Origin of the sequence: Streptomyces sp. TRM49041, from assembly GCF_008271805.1 — a bacterium.
Classification (GTDB): domain Bacteria; phylum Actinomycetota; class Actinomycetes; order Streptomycetales; family Streptomycetaceae; genus Streptomyces.
The window spans coordinates 238,330-253,957 of record NZ_VSRY01000173.1 but is presented as its reverse complement, the minus strand read 5'-3'; the positions used below and the strand labels follow the sequence as shown (position 1 = coordinate 253,957).

The window sequence follows — 15,628 nt, the reverse complement described above, 5'->3', positions numbered from 1 at the left end:
TCCTGCGCCGGACGTGGTTGCTACCGCCGGTAAAGGGGTGGGCATGGACCGTACGGGTACGACGCGACGCACGTTCGTGGCGGGCGCCGCCGCAGTCACCGGGGCGGGGGTGGCTGGGACCGTCGGCACGGCGCCGACCGCCCGGGCCGCCGCCCCGGACTCCGCACGCTCCGGGTCCGCGGGCCCAAGGTCCGCAGGCTCGTCCGTCGCCGTACTCGGCGGTGGCGTCGCCGGTCTGACAGCCGCGCACGAGCTGGCCGAGCGCGGGTTCCACGTCACGGTGTACGAGCGGCGGGCGCTCGGCGGGAAGGCCCGCAGCATGGACGTGCCCGGCAGTGCGCGCGGCGGCCGCAGACCTCTCCCCGCAGAGCACGGGTTCCGTTTCATCCCGGGGATCTACCACAACCTCCCGGACACGATGCGGCGCATCCCTTTCCCCGGGAACCCGAACGGCGTCTTCGACAACCTCGTCGCGCCCGGCGAGATGATGTTCGCCCGCACCGGCCGTGAGGACCTCCGCTTCCCCATCCCGTGGCCCGGCCACCGGCCCGAGCGCCTCACCCTCGACGAGCTGCGCCGCGCCCTGACCGCCTTACTGGACACCGCCGCCCATCTGCCGGCCCACGAGACCGCGTACTTCGTCAACCGCGCACTGGTCTTCCTCACCAGCTGCGACGAGCGGCGCGACGAGGTGTGGGAGCGCACGCCCTGGTGGGAGTTCACCCGGGCCGCCCGCATGTCGGTCGACTACCAGCGGATCCTGGCCGTCGGAGTCACCCGGAACATCGTCGCGACCAAGGCCGAGGAGGCCAGCACCCGTACGGTCGGCACGCTCGGCGAGGCGTTCGTCCTCAACGCGCTCGGCCGGGGCGCGGACGGCCCGCCGGACCGGATCCTGAACGCGCCGACCAACGAGGCGTGGATCGACCCGTGGGTCGCCCATCTGCGCGGGCTGGGCGTGGAGTTCAGGGTCGGCTGGACACTGCGCGAGATGCGCTACGGCGACGGGCGGATCACCGCCGCGCTGGTCGAGGACCCGGCGGGGGTACGGCGGGCCGTCACGGCCGACCACTACGTCAGCGCGCTGCCCGTCGAGCACGCCCGGCGGACCTGGGGACCGGCCCTACGGGCGGCCGACCCGCAGCTGGCGCGGTGCGACCGGCTCCGTACGGACTGGATGACGGGCATTCAGTTCTATCTGACCGAACGGCCGCCGCTGGTGCGCGGCCACGTCAACTGCGTGGACTCGCCGTGGGCGCTGACGGCCATCGCGCAGGCCCGCCACTGGAAGGGCCGGGACTTCGCGGCCGACTACGGCGACGGTGCGGTGGTCGACTGTCTGTCCGTGGACATCTCGGAGTGGGACCGGCCGGGCGTCCTGTACGGGAGGACCGCCAAGGAGTGCACGCGGGAGCAGGTGGCCCGGGAGGTGTGGGCGCAGCTGAAGGCCGCCCTCAACGACACCGGGCATCCGGCCCTCAAGGACGGCGCGCTGCACTCGTGGTTCCTGGACCCGGCGGTCGACGGGCTCGGCACGCCGCATCCGACGAACGAGGACGAGCTGCTCATCCACCCGGTGGGCACCTTCCACGACCGGCCGCGGGCGGCCACCCGCGTCCCGAACTTCTTCCTGGCCGGTGACTACGTGGCCGTCGACATCGACCTGGCGACCATGGAGGGCGCCAACGCCGCGGCCCGGCAGGCCGTCAACGCCCTGCTGGACCGGGTCGGCTCCGGTGCGCCGCGCTGCACGGTCCGGCCGCTGTTCCGCCCGCCGGAGATCGAGGCGCTGAAGCGGCACGACCGGTTCCGCTACTTCCTGGGGCTGCCGAACGCGCTCGACCTGGGGTGAGGGCGCAGTAGCGTACGGGTATGAGGCTGACGATTCTGGGCGGTGGCGGGTTCCGGGTGCCGCTGGTGTACCGGGCGCTGCTGGCCGACCGCGGCGAGGGCCGGGTCACCCGGGTCGTCCTGCACGATGTGGACGCCGGCCGACTGGCGGCGATCGGCAGGGTGCTGGCCGAGCAGGCGGCGGACGTTCCGGACGCCCCGGCCGTGACGGCGACCACGGACCTCGACGAGGCGCTGCGCGGCGCGGACTTCGTGTTCTCGGCGATCCGCGTCGGCGGGCTCGCCGGGCGGGCGGCGGACGAGCGGGTGGCGCTGGCCGAGGGCGTGCTGGGCCAGGAGACGGTGGGCGCGGGCGGCGTCGCGTACGGGCTGCGCACCGTCCCGGTGGCCGTGGACATCGCCCGCCGGGTGGCCGGACTGGCGCCGGACGCCTGGGTCATCAACTTCACCAATCCGGCCGGTCTGGTGACCGAGGCGATGTCCCGGGTGCTGGGCGACCGGGTCATCGGCATCTGCGACTCGCCGTTGGGCCTGGGGCGCCGGGTGGCGCGGGTGCTGGGCGTCGACCCGGCGGAGGCGTGGATCGACTACGTGGGCCTGAACCATCTGGGCTGGCTGCGCGGCCTGCGGGTCGGCGGGCGGGATGTGCTGCCGCGGCTCCTCGCGGACGGCGACGCGCTGGGCTCCTTCGAGGAGGGCAAGCTGTTCGGCGCCGAGTGGCTGCGGTCGCTGGGGGCGGTCCCCAACGAGTATCTGCACTACTACTACTTCAACCGCGAGACCGTACGGGCCTACCGGGAGGCCGAGCGGACGCGCGGCGCCTATCTCCGGGACCAGCAGGCCGGGTTCTACGCGCGCGCGGCCCGGCCCGAGGTGCGGGCCCTGGATACCTGGCGGCGGACGCTCGCCGAGCGGGAGGCCACATACATGGCGGCCAACCGTGCGGCGTCCGGCGACACCGGCGGGCGCGCCGAGGAGGACCTGGAGCCGGGCGGCTACGAGCAGGTGGCGCTCGCGCTGATGCGGGCCGTCGCGCGCGACGAGCGGGCCACGCTGGTCCTGAACGTCCGCAACGGGGCGACGCTGCCGGTGCTGGACGCCGACGCGGTGGTGGAGGTGCCGTGCCTGGTGGACGCGAACGGGGCGCACCCGGTGGCCGTGGCCCCGCTGCCGTACCACGCAGTGGGGCTGGTGACGGCCGTCAAGGCGGTCGAGCGCGAGGTGCTCACGGCGGCTGAGAGCGGTTCGCGGGAGGCGGCCGTCAAGGCGTTCGCGCTGCACCCCCTGGTCGACTCGGTGACGGTGGCGCGGCGGCTGCTGGACGCGTACCGGGCGGAGCACCCGGGGCTCGACTATCTGGCCTAGTCGGCCGGATGGCCGACTCGACCGAATCGCCGACTCGGCTGCCCTCACCCGGGCGTCCGGGCATCCGGCCGCCCGTACGCCTCGGACCGTCGCCGCCGGCCTCATCGGCACCACCGTCGAGTGGTACGACACCTCATTCGATCGGAGCTACGACGAGCACCGGGGTTCCACGACGTCGCGTCGCCTGTGGACCTCGCGGTCGAAGGCGGGCAGGGGCCGCCCCGGCTGCGGTGCCGGAGCCGGTCGCAGACACGGTCGGCCCACTCCGGGACGGCGTATTCGCCTTCGACGCGGTGTCCGAGCTCCTGCCTCGCTCCTGCCTCGCTCCTGCCTCTTGCTCCGCCTTGCCCTCGCGGGCCGGCGCCGCAGCTGAGACGGACGCTGCCAACCGGGTCATTCTGCACCCCCAACCCACCCGAAAAGACGATGAAATGCCCCGAATGCGGCGCGCCCCGGTGGTGAGGCGCCGCGATCCCGCTGAAGGTGATCACGTCGTAGTTGCGATCCCAGTGAGCTGACGCTGTGTCGGCCCTCGCAGGCGCGACGAAAGGAACACCCCCATGCGATTCACCCGGACCCTGTTCGCATCTACAGCGATCGCCGCGGCTGTCGCGATCTCTGCTCCCGCCGCGAACGCCATGACCCCGGCCGAGTTCCGGGCCGACGACAGTGGCTGGAGCAAGAAGGAGGAAGACTCCAGCCACGAGAAGAAGGAAGACGGCCGACACAAGGACAAGCCCCACGGCGGCGTACACGCCGGCGGCGGCGCCCTCGCCATGCTCCCCACCGACGACAACGACTGGAACAAGAAGAAGGAAGACTCCAGCCACGAGAAGAAGGAAGACGGCCGACACAAGGACAAGCCCCACGGCGGCGTACACGCCGGCGGCGGCGCCCTCGCCATGCTCCCCACCGACGACAACGACTGGAGCAAGAAGGAGGACTCCAGCCACAAGGACAGCGGTGACAGCAACTGGTCGAAGGAGCAGAAGGAGGACGGCCGGCACCAGGGCAAGCCGCACGGTGGCGTGCACGCCGGTGGCGGTGGCCTCGCGGAGTCCGGAAGCAGCATGAGCGCGGGCTCCGTACTGCTGCTCGGCGGCATCGGAGCCGGCGCCTACATGCTGCGGCGTCGCCGCGCGTCAGGCGCTTCCGCGGCCTGATCGGGTTCCGGCCGTCGGCTCCCTGTGCTGTCGCGGTCTCCGTCCCCCTCGGAGGGGGACGGAGACCGCGACAGCGGCGTTCGCACCAGTCTCCCGGCTCGCTTCCCCTCCGTTCACGAAAGGCACCACCCCATGGCCGCTCCGCAGCCGCCCCAGCCGGACCAGCCGGACCAGCCGCCTCAGCCGGACCAGCCCTGCACCAAGTCCGCGCCCGGTACCACCCGATACTCTCTGCTGTTGGCGGCCATGCCCATCGGTCTGGGTGCTCTGCTTCTCCACAACTCCGTCGACGGCTCCACCGTCGATCAAGCACAGCAGACCCCACCCGCGGCCGTTACCTCCGCAGCCCCTGCACCCCCCGCATCCCCCGCATCCCCCGCGGCGCCCAAGCCGACCGCAACCGCTCGTGATCAGGCGCTGCCCCGTTCCGCGCCGAAGCGGCTCTCGATCCCGGCGATCGGCGTGGACGCGCCGTTCACCGGGCTGTCCATCGGCAAGTCCGGACAGCTCAACGCACCGCCCGCCAACGACGACAACCTCGTCGGCTGGTTCGAGGGCGGTGCTTCGCCCGGCGAGCGCGGCTCGTCGATCGTCGTGGGCCATGTCGACACCAAGACGGGCCCGGCCGTGTTCGTGCTGCTGCGGACACTCAATCCCGGCGCCATGGTGAACATCACCCGTGCGGACGGCACCGTCGCTCGGTTCAAGGTCGACTCCGTCGACACGTTCAGCAAGGCGAACTTCCCGGACGACAAGGTCTACGCCGACACTCCCACCCCCCAGCTGCGCCTGATCACCTGCGGCGGCAAATACAACCGCACCAGCCGCGACTACGAGGCCAACGTGGTGGTGTTCGCCCACCTCGACGGGGCCACGCGCGCGTGAGGCAGGGGTGGGGCTCCTCCGTGCTCCCCCGCGACGCGACACTCCGGCAGCCGATCACGATTCGGACGTCACACCGCCGGATGGCCGAAATCAGGCTCCCCAGCGGGCTAACGCGCGTGGCGAAAGGAGAGGAGTGGACATACGTCAAAATATGACGAAACGCCAGATCACGTACCTCGCATGCACCGCAGTGGCCGTCGCATCGGTACTGGGCGCCGCTCCGCCCGACGCCGGTCCGACGACCCATCTGGTGCGTCCGGGGGAATCGGTTCAGCAAGCTGTGGACGCCGCGAAGCCGGGAGACACCGTTCTCCTCTCCGTCGGCACCTACCGGGAGAGCGTCCGTGTGACCACATCCCGACTGACGCTCCGGGGGATGGGGCCCGGCACCGTACTCACGCCAGGCCCTGCGCAGGCCGGGAACACCTGCGCTCAGGCCGGGAACGGAATCTGCGTGGAGGGGACGGACGGCAGCCCGGTCGAGGGCACCACCATCGGCCTTCTGACACTGTCCGGATTCGCCCAGAACGGTCTCTGGGCGACGCGGACCGACCGGCTGACCGTCCAGATGGTGACCGCCGAGGAGAACGGGCAGTCGGGTATCGCCCAGGAGAGGTCCGTCCGCAGCGTGTTCCAGGACAACACCGCCCGGAACAACGGTGACGCGGGCCTGTTCGTCTCCAACACGACCGACACCGAGGCGGGAGCCACAGACACCCAGGGGACGGTGATCGAGCGCAACCGTCTCCAGGACAACCGGATCGGCGTCACCGTCAAACGCCTCAGAAACCTCACCATCGAGAACAACACCATGACCGCCAACTGTGCGGCGCTGTTCATCGTCGGCGACGAGTCCCGGCCTCGGGCCGGGGCCCTGACCGTGCGCGGCAACTTCGTGCACAGGAACAACAAGTTCTGCCCGAAGACCGAACGGCTGCCCTTCATCCAGGGCTCCGGCATCGTCCTGACCGGTGCCGAGGACACACTGGTGACGGGGAACCATGTCACGGAGAACGCGGGCACCTCCCCGTTCTCAGGCGGCATCGTGCTCTACAAGAGCTTTGTGGGCGCCCTGAGCGAGCGAAACGTGATCAGCGGCAACCTGGTGCGTCACAACGCGCCGGGGGACCTGATCAACGGCGACACCGGACAGGGCAACAACCTCCAGGGCAACATCTGCGGCGCCTCCCAGCCCGCGGGACTGTGCTGACCATGCCGGCCCCATTCACCTTGGGCCAAGACGACGAAGGCGGCACATGACGACCGAAAGCCCTCCCTGCCCGCCGTCCATGCGGCTGAGGGAACTCGTATTCGGGGCGGCATACGCAGCCGCCGTACGCGCGGCAGCCCGCCTGGGCGTCGCCGACGCGCTGGGTGAGTCACCCATGAGCGTGGAGAAGCTCGCGGCCGCGGTGAAGACCGAGGCACAGCCGCTGCGGCGGCTGCTGCGGGCCCTGTCCTGCCACGGCGTCTTCATCGAGAACCAGGACGGCACGTTCGCACACACCGACATGTCCCGACTGCTGCGCGAGGACGATCCGCACAGCCTGCGGTACATCTCCCTGTGGTGCACCGAACCCTGGACCTGGGACGCATGGCCCCGGCTGGACGAGGCGGTGCGCACCGGCGAGAACGTGGTCCAGGGCCTCTACGGCAAGGGGTTCTTCGACTACCTGCACGAGGACGCCCCGGAGTCGGCCGAGGTCTTCAACCGGGCCATGACGACGTCCAGCGAACAGTCGGCGCGGGACGTCGCCGAAGCCCTCGATCTGTCGGGGAGTTCGTCGGTCGCGGACATCGGCGGCGGCCAGGGGCATGTGGTGGTGAGCCTGCTGGAGAAGTACCCGTCGATGCGCGGCGCCCTGCTCGACCTGCCGAGTGTCGTGGAGAACGCCGATCCCCGACTGCGCGAGGGCGGCGCACTCGCGGGCCGGGTGCGCATCGTGCCCGGCGACTGCCGTGTCGCCATCCCGGTCCGGGCCGATGTGTACATCATCAAGAACATCCTGGAGTGGGACGACGGCAGCACCCGCAGGGCGCTGCGGAACGTCATCGAGGCGGGCGGGCCCGGGGCCCGGGTCGTGGTCGTCGAGAACCTGGTCGACGACACCCCCTCGATGAGGTTCACGACCGCCATGGACCTGCTGCTGCTCCTCAATGTCGGAGGGGCGAAGCACACCAGGCAGAGCATGGTGGACCGGCTGCGGGACGCGGGTCTGGTCATCGACGGGGTCCGTCCGGTGAACCCGTATCTGCACGCGTTCGAATGCACCGTCCCCGGATGACCCGGGCGGACCACGGATTACCATCCGTGGTCCGCTCCCGACACGCCGATCGCCGGTCCGCGGGTCTCGCGGGCCGGCGATCGGCGTGTCGGGAGCGAGGTCAGGCGCCGGAGCCCCGCTCCCACTCGTGCCCACTCGTGGAACAAGTGCGTGCAGGCGGTTACACGTCGGGCGACCGGCGGTCGGTGATGAGGTCCATGCCGACGAGGGTGAGGAGGCGCGCGACGTCCCCGTTCTGAGGCACGGCACCGTCCTCACCGAGCGCGTCGCCGTCGAGGAGAGACATCAGTTCGGCCGCCTGCCCGGGGGCCTTCAGGCCGAGCGCGAGGGCGGGGTGGTCGTCGATGTCGCCCTGTACATCGATCAGTCTCACCACGACGTCGTCGCGCTGGAAGATCGTGCTGTTGCGGACGGGGCTCTGCGCATCGCCCGCCATCGCGTCGCCGTGCCGGGCGAGCAGCCGGGCGAGCTCCATTCCGCAGCCCTGCCGAGCGGGGTAGCACAGGGCGTGGCGCTGTGCGTCCGCCGGCACCGGCCCGCCCGTCGTCACATGGTGGACGGCGGGCAGCGCGGCCCGGGTGAAGAAGACCCGGGCGGACTCGGGGTCGCTGAGGTCCCGGTCCTGCTCGAGGTGGGGGTTGATGGCCTTCTCCACGGCCTCCACCTCCGGCTGCCGGGCGACGTGGCGCAGTGCCGCGAGCAGGTCGCCGCGCACCTCGATGGCCCGTACGACCCGGTTACCGTGCATGAACAGGGAGGTGCGGCACAGCCGTGTGGTGTCGTCGACCCGCGGCTCGGGCGCCGCGTAGTCGGCCAGCAGCCGGGCGACGGCCTGCTCGCTGCCGGGCTTGACGGTGAACGTGAGCGCGTGGCGGATCACACCGTCGCCGATCCGGGGAGACGGCTGCAGCCGCCCCTTCGCGCCCTCGGAGGCGGACGCCGATCCGCCGGTCTCCCGCAGTACGTGGAAGCGCAGCGACCTGGTGTCCCGCACACAGTTGTGCAGCGGCTTGACCATCTGCACGTGTTCCTCGCTGTTCACCCAGGCGAGGAAGGGCGGGGCGCTCTCCCATTCGCTGGTGATGAGCCATTGGGACGGATTCTCGATCGACTGGCACAACTGCTCGCTGACGTGGCCCGGGACGGACGCCACGTGGTTGCGCAAGTGTTCGTACGTTTCCAGGAACTGCTGCTGGGCCCCGTCGTACAGGTCCAGCAGGAGGACGACACGGAGCCTGGAGTCGTCGAACACGGACTGTGAGACCCGCTCCGACAGCCGTTGCGGCAACTGCTGCGAAACTTCTTCCAACGTGGTCATCCTGCGCACATCTCCTTCAGTGACAGAGGCGAACGCCGCACCGGTGTGAGCGACATCGGCGGGTCTCGATCTTGTGCCGCTGGTGTGCGGTTGCGCGACTTGCGTGAACCACATGGGTGATTGGGCACGCAGATCGGCTATCGAGGGGGCATGGAAACCCCATCGCGTTCCGTATACTGCACTGCCGCGCCTGGAGGCGTTGATGAAAGAAGATGCCGACCACCGCGTCCCGGTCCTCATCGCAGGCGGCTCCCTGGTGGGCCTGTCGCTCTCCCTGTTCCTGGGCCGTCACGGCGTACCGCACACCCTTGTCGAGCGGCATGCGGCAACCTCGATCCATCCGCGCGGACGCGGCAACAACGTCCGCACGATGGAGCTGTTCCGGGTGGCCGGCATCGAGCCGCGGATCAGGGAGGCCGCGTCGCTCCTGGCCGACAACCACGGCATCCTGCGGACGCCGTCCCTCGTCGGTGACGTCGGCGAGTGGTTGTTCCGGCAGATCGACCCGGGGGGCGGGCTCGCGCGGTTCAGCCCCGGCTCATGGTGTCTGTGCAGCCAGAACGACCTCGAGCCCGTGCTGCTGGAGGGCGCTCGGGAGCTCGGCGGCGATCTGCGGTACGCCACGGAGATGGTGTCCTTCGACCAGGACTCCGAAGGAGTGACCGCGCTGGTGCGGAACCGGGACACGGAGGAGCACTACACCATCCGCGCGGACTACCTCGTCGCGGCGGACGGTCCGCGAAGTCCGGTCCGCAACCGGCTCGGCATCGGCCAGACCGGACCCGGCGAACTCTTCCACAACGTGAGCATCACGTTCCGGTCCAAGATGCTCGCGAACGTGGTGGGCGACCGGCGCTTCATCGTGTGCTACCTGACCGGCCCAGAGGCCGACGGGGCTCTGCTGCCGGTCGACAACGAGGAGAACTGGGTCTTCCACGCGCCCTGGCATCCGGAACGCGGCGAGACCATGGAGCACTTCATGGACGAGCGGTGCGCACGGCACATCCGCCGGGCCACCGGAGTTCCCGACCTCGACGTGGAGATCACCGGCAAGGCGTCGTGGCACGCGGCGGAGCGCGTCGCCGACCGGTACGCGGTCGGCCGGGTGTTTCTCGCCGGGGACTCCGCCCACGAGATGTCCCCGACCGGAGCATTCGGTTCCAACACAGGCATCCAGGACGCGCACAACCTGGCCTGGAAACTGGCCGCCGTGCTGGACGGCTGGGCCGGTCCGGGACTGATGGAGACGTACGACACGGAGCGCCGGCCGGTGGCACGGGCGACCAGCGCCCGCGCGTCGGCGCGCTCGGTGGAGCACAGCCACCCCGGCTACTCCCCGGGCCCCGGTCCGGCCGGGGGCGGCAGGCAGGGCGGGATCCTCAAGGTCGCCCTGGGCTACCGCTACCCGCGCGGCGCCGTCGTGGCCGCCCCTCCTGCGATGGCGGTGGTGCCCGAGGAGATGCGCCTGACGGGTGAACCGGGCAGCCGGGCGCCCCACATGTGGCTGCGACGGTCCGGTGCACAGCCGACCCGGCTGTCCACTCTCGACCTGTACGAGCGGTCCATGGTGCTGCTCAGCTGCGCGCAGGGCACGACGGGGTGGCACGCTGCCGCCCGGAAAATCGCCGATGGTGGGTCCGTACGGCTCGAGTCGTACCGGATCGGCACGGGTCCCGGCGCCGAACTGACCCAGCAGGACGGGGCCGACTGGGCTCAGGTGCACGGCACGACGGCCGAGGGGGCGGTGCTGGTGCGGCCGGACGGGTTCGTGGCGTGGCGGTCGCGGGGACCGGCGCCGGACCCGGAGGGGATGTTGCGGCAGGCGATGACGGACGTACTCCGGATGGGCTGAGCCCGCGCCTCCGCCCGGGCGCCCCGCACCGGAGACGAGTCCCGTGCGGGGGGACGGGCCGCCCGGCGCACGCATCGGCCATGTGCCCGCCACGACCGGGCGCCGGGGCGTCAGCAGCGCGGGAGAGGGGACGGACCGCGGCGGCGCCCCCCGACGCCGCCCCGACCGTTGCCCCTCTCCTTATGACGGGCCCCGCGGCGAAACGGTTCAACCTGATGTTCCTCGGTGACGGATACACGGCCGACGAGCCACCGCGGTTCCAGTCGGCGGTAGCCGTTGCCCGCCGTTACGGCTTGCGGGCGACTGCGGCGTAGCCCGGGATGGGGTCGTTCCCGGCGACGGGGACGGGCTCGCCCAGCTCCGGGTGCCACTCTGCGGTCAGTGAGACACCCGGCTCGACGAGCTCGAGACCGTCGAAGAACCGGGCGAACTCCTCTCGCGTGCGGGGCCGCAGGGTCAGGCCGCGCCCCTGGTACATCGCGCGGGCCTTGGCGGCGCCCTCCGGGTCGAAGTCACCGGTGACGTGCGACAGGACCAGGTAGCTGCCGGGCGCCAGCCGGTCGACCAGCCGGCCGACCAGCTCGTAGGCGCCGTCCTCGTCGTCCACGAAGTGGAGCAGCGCGAGGAGGGAGAGGGCGACCGGTTGCGTGAAGTCCAGGGTCTTCCCCGCCCGTTCGAGGATGAGCTGGGGGTCGCGGGCGTCGGCCTGGATGTACTCGGTGGCGCCTTCGGGGGTGGAGCGCAGCAGCGCCTCGGCGTGCGCGAGGACGATGGGGTCGTTGTCGCAGTAGACGATCCGCGACTCCGGGGCGACCTGCTGGGCGATCTGGTGGAGGTTGGGCTCGGTCGGGATGCCGGTGCCGATGTCCAGGTACTGGCGGACGCCGCCCTCGGTGCCGAGCCAGCAAATCGCCCTGTGCATGTAGGCCCGGTTGACCCTGGCCATGTCCCGGCCCCGGGCGTCGATGGTGAGAAGCTGCCGTGCCATCTCCTCGTCGACCGGGTAGTTGTCCTTACCGCCGAGGAACCAGTCGTACATCCGGGCGGGATGCGGCTTGCTGGTGTCGATGCGTACGCCTTCGGCAGCGGTGTCGTTTCCGGTCATCTGACACTCCGGTGGTCGTGGGTGGAAGCGGCTTCGTCGGCTAAGTGAGCGTAGATCAGCACTCTATGACTCCCAATCAGGTGAGCAGGAAGTCGGCCTGGCCGGACTTGGCGCCCCGGATGAAGGCGGCGATCTCCCCGGGGGTGTAGATGAGTGCGGGGCCGTCAGGGTCGGCGGACTGGCGTACGGCGACTCTGCCGTCGGCCAGCTTCATGGCCTCGATGCAGTTGCCGCCGTTGCCGCCGCTCCACGGCTTGTGCCACCCCTCGGCGCCGAGGTCGGCGGCCGGCATGCCGTTGTATATGCGAACCATTCACAGCTCCTTGCGGAAAGCCCGGAGGATTTCCTTCGTACGTTGTGCGGTGGCGGCCTGCGCCGCCATGCGGTCCATGACCTCGAGGTGGGAGGCCACCTCGGGGCGCGCGTCGAGGTAGACCGCGCCGGTCAGGTACTCGCTGTAGACCATGTCCGGGAGTTCCGGCATGGCGAACCGGAAGAGCACGAAGGGGCCGTACGTGCCGGGGTGGTGGCCCGTCGCGAACTCCGCCACCTGGAGGGTGACGTGCGGCAGCTCGGCCGCCTCGACGAGCCGGTCGAGCTGCGCGCGCATGAGCGCGGGGCCGGCCCCCGGCGGGCGGCGGCGCAGCACCGTCTCGTCCATGATCACCCAGAACCGCGGGGGGTCGGTCCTGGTGAGCAGGGACTGCCGTTCCATGCGCAGGGCGACATGGCGCTCGATGTCGTCGGGCCTCACCTCTCCGACGGCGCCGGCGCGGAGCACCGCCCTGGCGTAGTCCTCGGTCTGGAGGAGTCCGGGGACGAAGTGCGGTTCGTAGGCGCGGATGAGTCCGGCCGCGCCCTCCAGGCTGACGTACATGCTGAACCAGCCGGGCAGGACGTCGTGGAACCGCTGCCACCAGCCGGGCTTGTTCGCGTCTTCGGCGAGCCTGATGAAGCTCTCCGCCTCGTCCGGGTCTACCGCGTACTCCCGGAGGAGCAGCTGGACGTACGGGATCTTCAGCGCGACCTCCGCTGTCTCCATCCTGCGGATCGTGGCCGGGGCCACGTGCAGGACCTTCGCGGCCTCCTCCCGCTTCAGACCCGCCCTCTCCCGCAGATCCTGGAGACGCTTGCCGAGTACGACCTGTCCCACCGTGGGGGCGGACCGCGGCTCGCTCACTTCTGACCTCCCCACGCGCTGTTTCGTTGAGTGTGCCATGCGAAGGACAGAGAGAACACAGCACTCTGCATTTTCCAGAGTGCCACTTGCCAAGTGTCCGCGACGGGAGGAAAGTATTCCGATGAACCAGTCGGTGAACCAGTTCACGCGGCTGCCGCGCGCTCTGCCCCGGGGAGATGCGGCGTATGGCGCCGCTCCCATGTGAGGAATCGGTCGTGGCACCTGGTAATGCGCTCACCCCCCAGCTCATAGCCGCACGACCGGTGACCGGTTCCACACATGTGTATCCGCCCCTGTCGGTGCCACGGCCGCGCATCCTCGACGTCCGCCGGTTCGCCTTCGAACTGCCCGCGCGCGCGGAGGCGGTGGCCAGAGCGAGACGGCTCGCGACGGAGCGGCTGGGGCTGTGGGGCATCGAGGGGGACGTGCGCGACACTGCCGAGCTGGTCGTCTCCGAGCTGTTCACAAACGCCGTGGTGCACACCGCCAGCGGCCGTGTCGTCTGCGAACTGCGCGACCGCGGCGAGCACGTCCGGATCGCCGTGCACGACGAGGGATGCCGGGTCACGGGGCCGCGTCCGCGCTCGGCGGACCGCGAGGAGTGCGGCCGGGGACTGCTGCTCGTCGAGGCGGTGAGCAGCGCCTGGGGCTCCCATGACGCCCGGCACGGGGCGGGCCGCGTCGTCTGGGCGGAGCTGATCCACGACACGGCGGCCCCATGCTGAGATCGATGGTCTCGCTGCTGTCCACGCGCGGCGGCCGGCACGCCGGCCGGGGCGACCAGGGGCATCGGGATGCGGGCGCGCCGTGGGAGGAGTCGCTCGGTGAAGTGCAGCTGATCCCGCCGCCGCAACTCCCGGCCACGCTGGGCTGCGACGCGGTCGGCGTCCCGGCGCGACACGGACTGCGACTGCTGGGCCGGCTGCCCGGCAACGGCTGCGTCTTCACCGACTCCGACTGGTGGTGGTGGCTCGTGCCCGCCGGATCCGACGCGGATCTCCGCTGGCCGCTGCCCGCGTATTACGCCCGCGGCGCATATGTCCCGGACCGGCGGCCCCGGCTGATGCGCCGTCCGGTCTGCACCTCCCCGTACACGCCGCCCATCCCGCTGTATCTGATGGTCTGCCAGCTCACCGGTACGGCCCCGGCATGGACGGTCCCCGGGGTCGAGTCCCGGCTCTGACCGGCGCCCTGTGGCAGGGGGCCTGGCGACACGGTCGCAGCCCGGTCGGCGGTCCCGGAGGCTGCGGCCGACCCGGTGTCAGCAGACCCCTGAGCACGGCGAGTACACGAGACGGTCACCAGGGCGTGTCTGGCGGTGTCCCGCTGTGCGGGCATCACCGTGTGGTGCTTCACCCGACTCCGACTTCTCCGCCGCGCCGGCCACCGGCCGAGGGCGGGTGCTCCCGGCCGGTACGGCCACGTCTGACGGGGCGACCTGCACGGCGCCCGCGGGCCCGCGGATCGTGGGCTTCGCCGCCCGGTCGGGCGACGAGGTCGACAAGCCGGGCGTCATCCACGCGCCCATCGGCCGACGAGCCCCTGGGCCCGCAGCTCGCCCAGCACGAGCCGGGCGTACTCGGTGGCGCCGCGCACCGAGGTGTGGGTGTTGTCGCGCTTCTCGTCCGTGAGATACAGGGCCTTGGACTCATCGGGGCCCAGCGCCTCCACCCGCGACTTGGTGAGCGCGGTCAGGTCGATCAGCGGGGTGCCGAGGCGGGCCGCCATGGCACGGATCTCGGCGGGGTGGTTCACGCCGAGACCGTTGACCAGGAGGGCGATGCCGTTGTCCAGGGTGCCGTCGCGGTTGAACCAGCGGCGCACGACGGGAGTGACCAGGACCGGGCGGCCGCCCTGGGCGCGTACGCCGTCGACGAGCGCGGTGAGGTTGTCGCGGTAGGTCGCGGCGTCGGTCTGTTTGTCGTTGTGGGCGAGCTGGACGAGGACGAGGTCGCCGGGGCGTATCCGGCCGCGGACGGTGTCGAAGAGCGCCCGGTCCGCGAGGTAGCTGACGGTGGACTCGCCGGAGTCGGCGTGGTTGGCGACGGCCGTGCCACGCCCGAGGAACTGGGGCAGTCGCTGCCCCCAGCCCGTGTACGGCTCGCCCGGCTGGTCGCACACCGTCGAGTCGCCGATCAGCAGGATCTGCCGGGTCCGGGGCGCGGGCGTGACCCGGATCGCGTCGAGCGCGGGGGCGGGTCCGGCGAAGGTCAGGTCCAGGCCGGGTGAGCCCTCGGGGCCGGTGGGTTCTCCCTCCGGGGTGCGGACGTCGACGGTGAACGACCGGGTGATCCGCTCTCCCGCGGCCGTGGCCGTCTCGGCGACCACGGCGCGGCGGGCCTCGGCGGTGACGGAGGTGGCCGCGGGGGTGTCCGCGCCGAGCGTGACGGTCACGTCGTACGTGCCGGGGGCCACGTCGAAGTGGCAGGTGACGGGCGCGGTGCCGGTGCAGTGGTCGAGGCCCTGGCCGTAGGGGCCGGTGGCGAGGGCGGGGGCCGCGGGCAGGGCGGGCAGCGCGGTCAGGACGGTGGCGGCAGCGGTGGCGAGCAGCGCGAGGCGTCTTGTCCGGGCCATATGGGGGCTCCTCAACGTGTCCCAGACCGTGGTGATGCCGCCCTTCTCGG

The 15,628-nt window shown here is 71.3% G+C and carries 14 protein-coding genes; 9 read left to right on the top strand and 5 right to left on the bottom strand.

Going from position 1 to position 15,628, the window contains the following annotated elements; genetic code table 11:
* The first annotated feature begins 43 nt into the window (after positions 1-43).
* The 6 genes from FVS66_RS33965 to FVS66_RS33940 all read left to right on the top strand — a co-directional run bounded on the left by FVS66_RS33965 (position 44) and on the right by FVS66_RS33940 (position 7,549).
* Positions 44-1,852, top strand: coding sequence for an FAD-dependent oxidoreductase (locus FVS66_RS33965; protein ID WP_149185078.1), 1,809 nt, complete (start codon positions 44-46; stop codon positions 1,850-1,852).
* Between the two features lie 20 nt (positions 1,853-1,872).
* Entirely contained in the window at positions 1,873-3,216 is a 1,344-nt protein-coding gene (locus tag FVS66_RS33960; protein WP_149185077.1) for a 6-phospho-beta-glucosidase, read from the top strand.
* A 560-nt stretch (positions 3,217-3,776) separates the two neighbouring features.
* A complete protein-coding gene (locus tag FVS66_RS33955) occupies positions 3,777-4,379 on the top strand; it encodes a hypothetical protein (protein WP_149185076.1) in 603 nt (200 codons plus the stop codon).
* Between the two features lie 132 nt (positions 4,380-4,511).
* Entirely contained in the window at positions 4,512-5,264 is a 753-nt protein-coding gene (locus FVS66_RS33950; RefSeq protein WP_149185075.1) for a class F sortase, read from the top strand.
* 151 nt (positions 5,265-5,415) lie between these two features.
* Complete coding sequence (locus tag FVS66_RS33945; protein WP_149185199.1) at positions 5,416-6,474, top strand: right-handed parallel beta-helix repeat-containing protein; 1,059 nt, start codon at positions 5,416-5,418, stop codon at positions 6,472-6,474.
* A gap of 46 nt (positions 6,475-6,520) precedes the next feature.
* Positions 6,521-7,549, top strand: a complete 1,029-nt coding sequence (locus FVS66_RS33940) for a methyltransferase (RefSeq protein ID WP_149185074.1) — start codon at positions 6,521-6,523, stop codon at positions 7,547-7,549.
* Positions 7,550-7,709: 160 nt separating this feature from the next.
* On the opposite strand, the gene FVS66_RS33935 is transcribed toward FVS66_RS33940, so the two are convergent.
* On the bottom strand, positions 7,710-8,867 hold the full coding sequence (locus FVS66_RS33935) for a SchA/CurD-like domain-containing protein (RefSeq protein WP_149185073.1): 1,158 nt from the start codon (positions 8,865-8,867) through the stop codon (positions 7,710-7,712).
* 202 nt (positions 8,868-9,069) lie between these two features.
* Between FVS66_RS33935 and FVS66_RS33930 the strand changes: the two genes are divergently transcribed.
* Positions 9,070-10,719, top strand: a complete 1,650-nt coding sequence (locus tag FVS66_RS33930) for an FAD-dependent monooxygenase (protein ID WP_149185072.1) — start codon at positions 9,070-9,072, stop codon at positions 10,717-10,719.
* Positions 10,720-11,005: 286 nt separating this feature from the next.
* On the opposite strand, the gene FVS66_RS33925 is transcribed toward FVS66_RS33930, so the two are convergent.
* From FVS66_RS33925 to FVS66_RS33915, 3 genes are all read right to left on the bottom strand, one after another.
* Positions 11,006-11,824, bottom strand: coding sequence for an SAM-dependent methyltransferase (locus tag FVS66_RS33925; RefSeq protein WP_149185071.1), 819 nt, complete (start codon positions 11,822-11,824; stop codon positions 11,006-11,008).
* Between the two features lie 76 nt (positions 11,825-11,900).
* Positions 11,901-12,137, bottom strand: a complete 237-nt coding sequence (locus FVS66_RS33920; protein ID WP_149185070.1) for a DUF397 domain-containing protein — start codon at positions 12,135-12,137, stop codon at positions 11,901-11,903.
* Positions 12,138-13,004, bottom strand: coding sequence for a helix-turn-helix transcriptional regulator (locus FVS66_RS33915; protein WP_149185069.1), 867 nt, complete (start codon positions 13,002-13,004; stop codon positions 12,138-12,140). It lies immediately after the preceding gene.
* A gap of 215 nt (positions 13,005-13,219) precedes the next feature.
* Here FVS66_RS33915 and FVS66_RS33910 point away from each other — a divergent pair, with 215 nt between their 5' ends.
* Both FVS66_RS33910 and FVS66_RS33905 read left to right on the top strand, forming a co-directional pair.
* On the top strand, positions 13,220-13,729 hold the full coding sequence (locus FVS66_RS33910) for an ATP-binding protein (protein WP_399226834.1): 510 nt from the start codon (positions 13,220-13,222) through the stop codon (positions 13,727-13,729).
* Positions 13,723-14,187, top strand: coding sequence for a hypothetical protein (locus FVS66_RS33905; RefSeq protein ID WP_187645819.1), 465 nt, complete (start codon positions 13,723-13,725; stop codon positions 14,185-14,187). The genes FVS66_RS33910 and FVS66_RS33905 overlap by 7 nt, the downstream gene beginning before the upstream one ends.
* A 329-nt stretch (positions 14,188-14,516) precedes the next feature.
* Here FVS66_RS33905 and FVS66_RS33900 read toward each other — a convergent pair whose 3' ends face one another.
* Positions 14,517-15,578: a rhamnogalacturonan acetylesterase gene (locus FVS66_RS33900; RefSeq protein ID WP_149185067.1), complete on the bottom strand. Its 1,062-nt coding sequence runs from the start codon at positions 15,576-15,578 to the stop codon at positions 14,517-14,519.
* Between the last annotated feature and the right edge of the window lie 50 nt (positions 15,579-15,628).

Coding starts and splice junctions, on each gene's coding strand:
- FVS66_RS33965 (WP_149185078.1), top strand. CDS start 44: ATGGACCGTACGGGTACGACGCGACGCACGTTCGTGGCGGGCGCCGCC.
- FVS66_RS33960 (WP_149185077.1), top strand. CDS start 1,873: ATGAGGCTGACGATTCTGGGCGGTGGCGGGTTCCGGGTGCCGCTGGTG.
- FVS66_RS33955 (WP_149185076.1), top strand. CDS start 3,777: ATGCGATTCACCCGGACCCTGTTCGCATCTACAGCGATCGCCGCGGCT.
- FVS66_RS33950 (WP_149185075.1), top strand. CDS start 4,512: ATGGCCGCTCCGCAGCCGCCCCAGCCGGACCAGCCGGACCAGCCGCCT.
- FVS66_RS33945 (WP_149185199.1), top strand. CDS start 5,416: ATGACGAAACGCCAGATCACGTACCTCGCATGCACCGCAGTGGCCGTC.
- FVS66_RS33940 (WP_149185074.1), top strand. CDS start 6,521: ATGACGACCGAAAGCCCTCCCTGCCCGCCGTCCATGCGGCTGAGGGAA.
- FVS66_RS33935 (WP_149185073.1), bottom strand. CDS start 8,867: ATGACCACGTTGGAAGAAGTTTCGCAGCAGTTGCCGCAACGGCTGTCG.
- FVS66_RS33930 (WP_149185072.1), top strand. CDS start 9,070: ATGAAAGAAGATGCCGACCACCGCGTCCCGGTCCTCATCGCAGGCGGC.
- FVS66_RS33925 (WP_149185071.1), bottom strand. CDS start 11,824: ATGACCGGAAACGACACCGCTGCCGAAGGCGTACGCATCGACACCAGC.
- FVS66_RS33920 (WP_149185070.1), bottom strand. CDS start 12,137: ATGGTTCGCATATACAACGGCATGCCGGCCGCCGACCTCGGCGCCGAG.
- FVS66_RS33905 (WP_187645819.1), top strand. CDS start 13,723: ATGCTGAGATCGATGGTCTCGCTGCTGTCCACGCGCGGCGGCCGGCAC.
- FVS66_RS33900 (WP_149185067.1), bottom strand. CDS start 15,578: ATGGCCCGGACAAGACGCCTCGCGCTGCTCGCCACCGCTGCCGCCACC.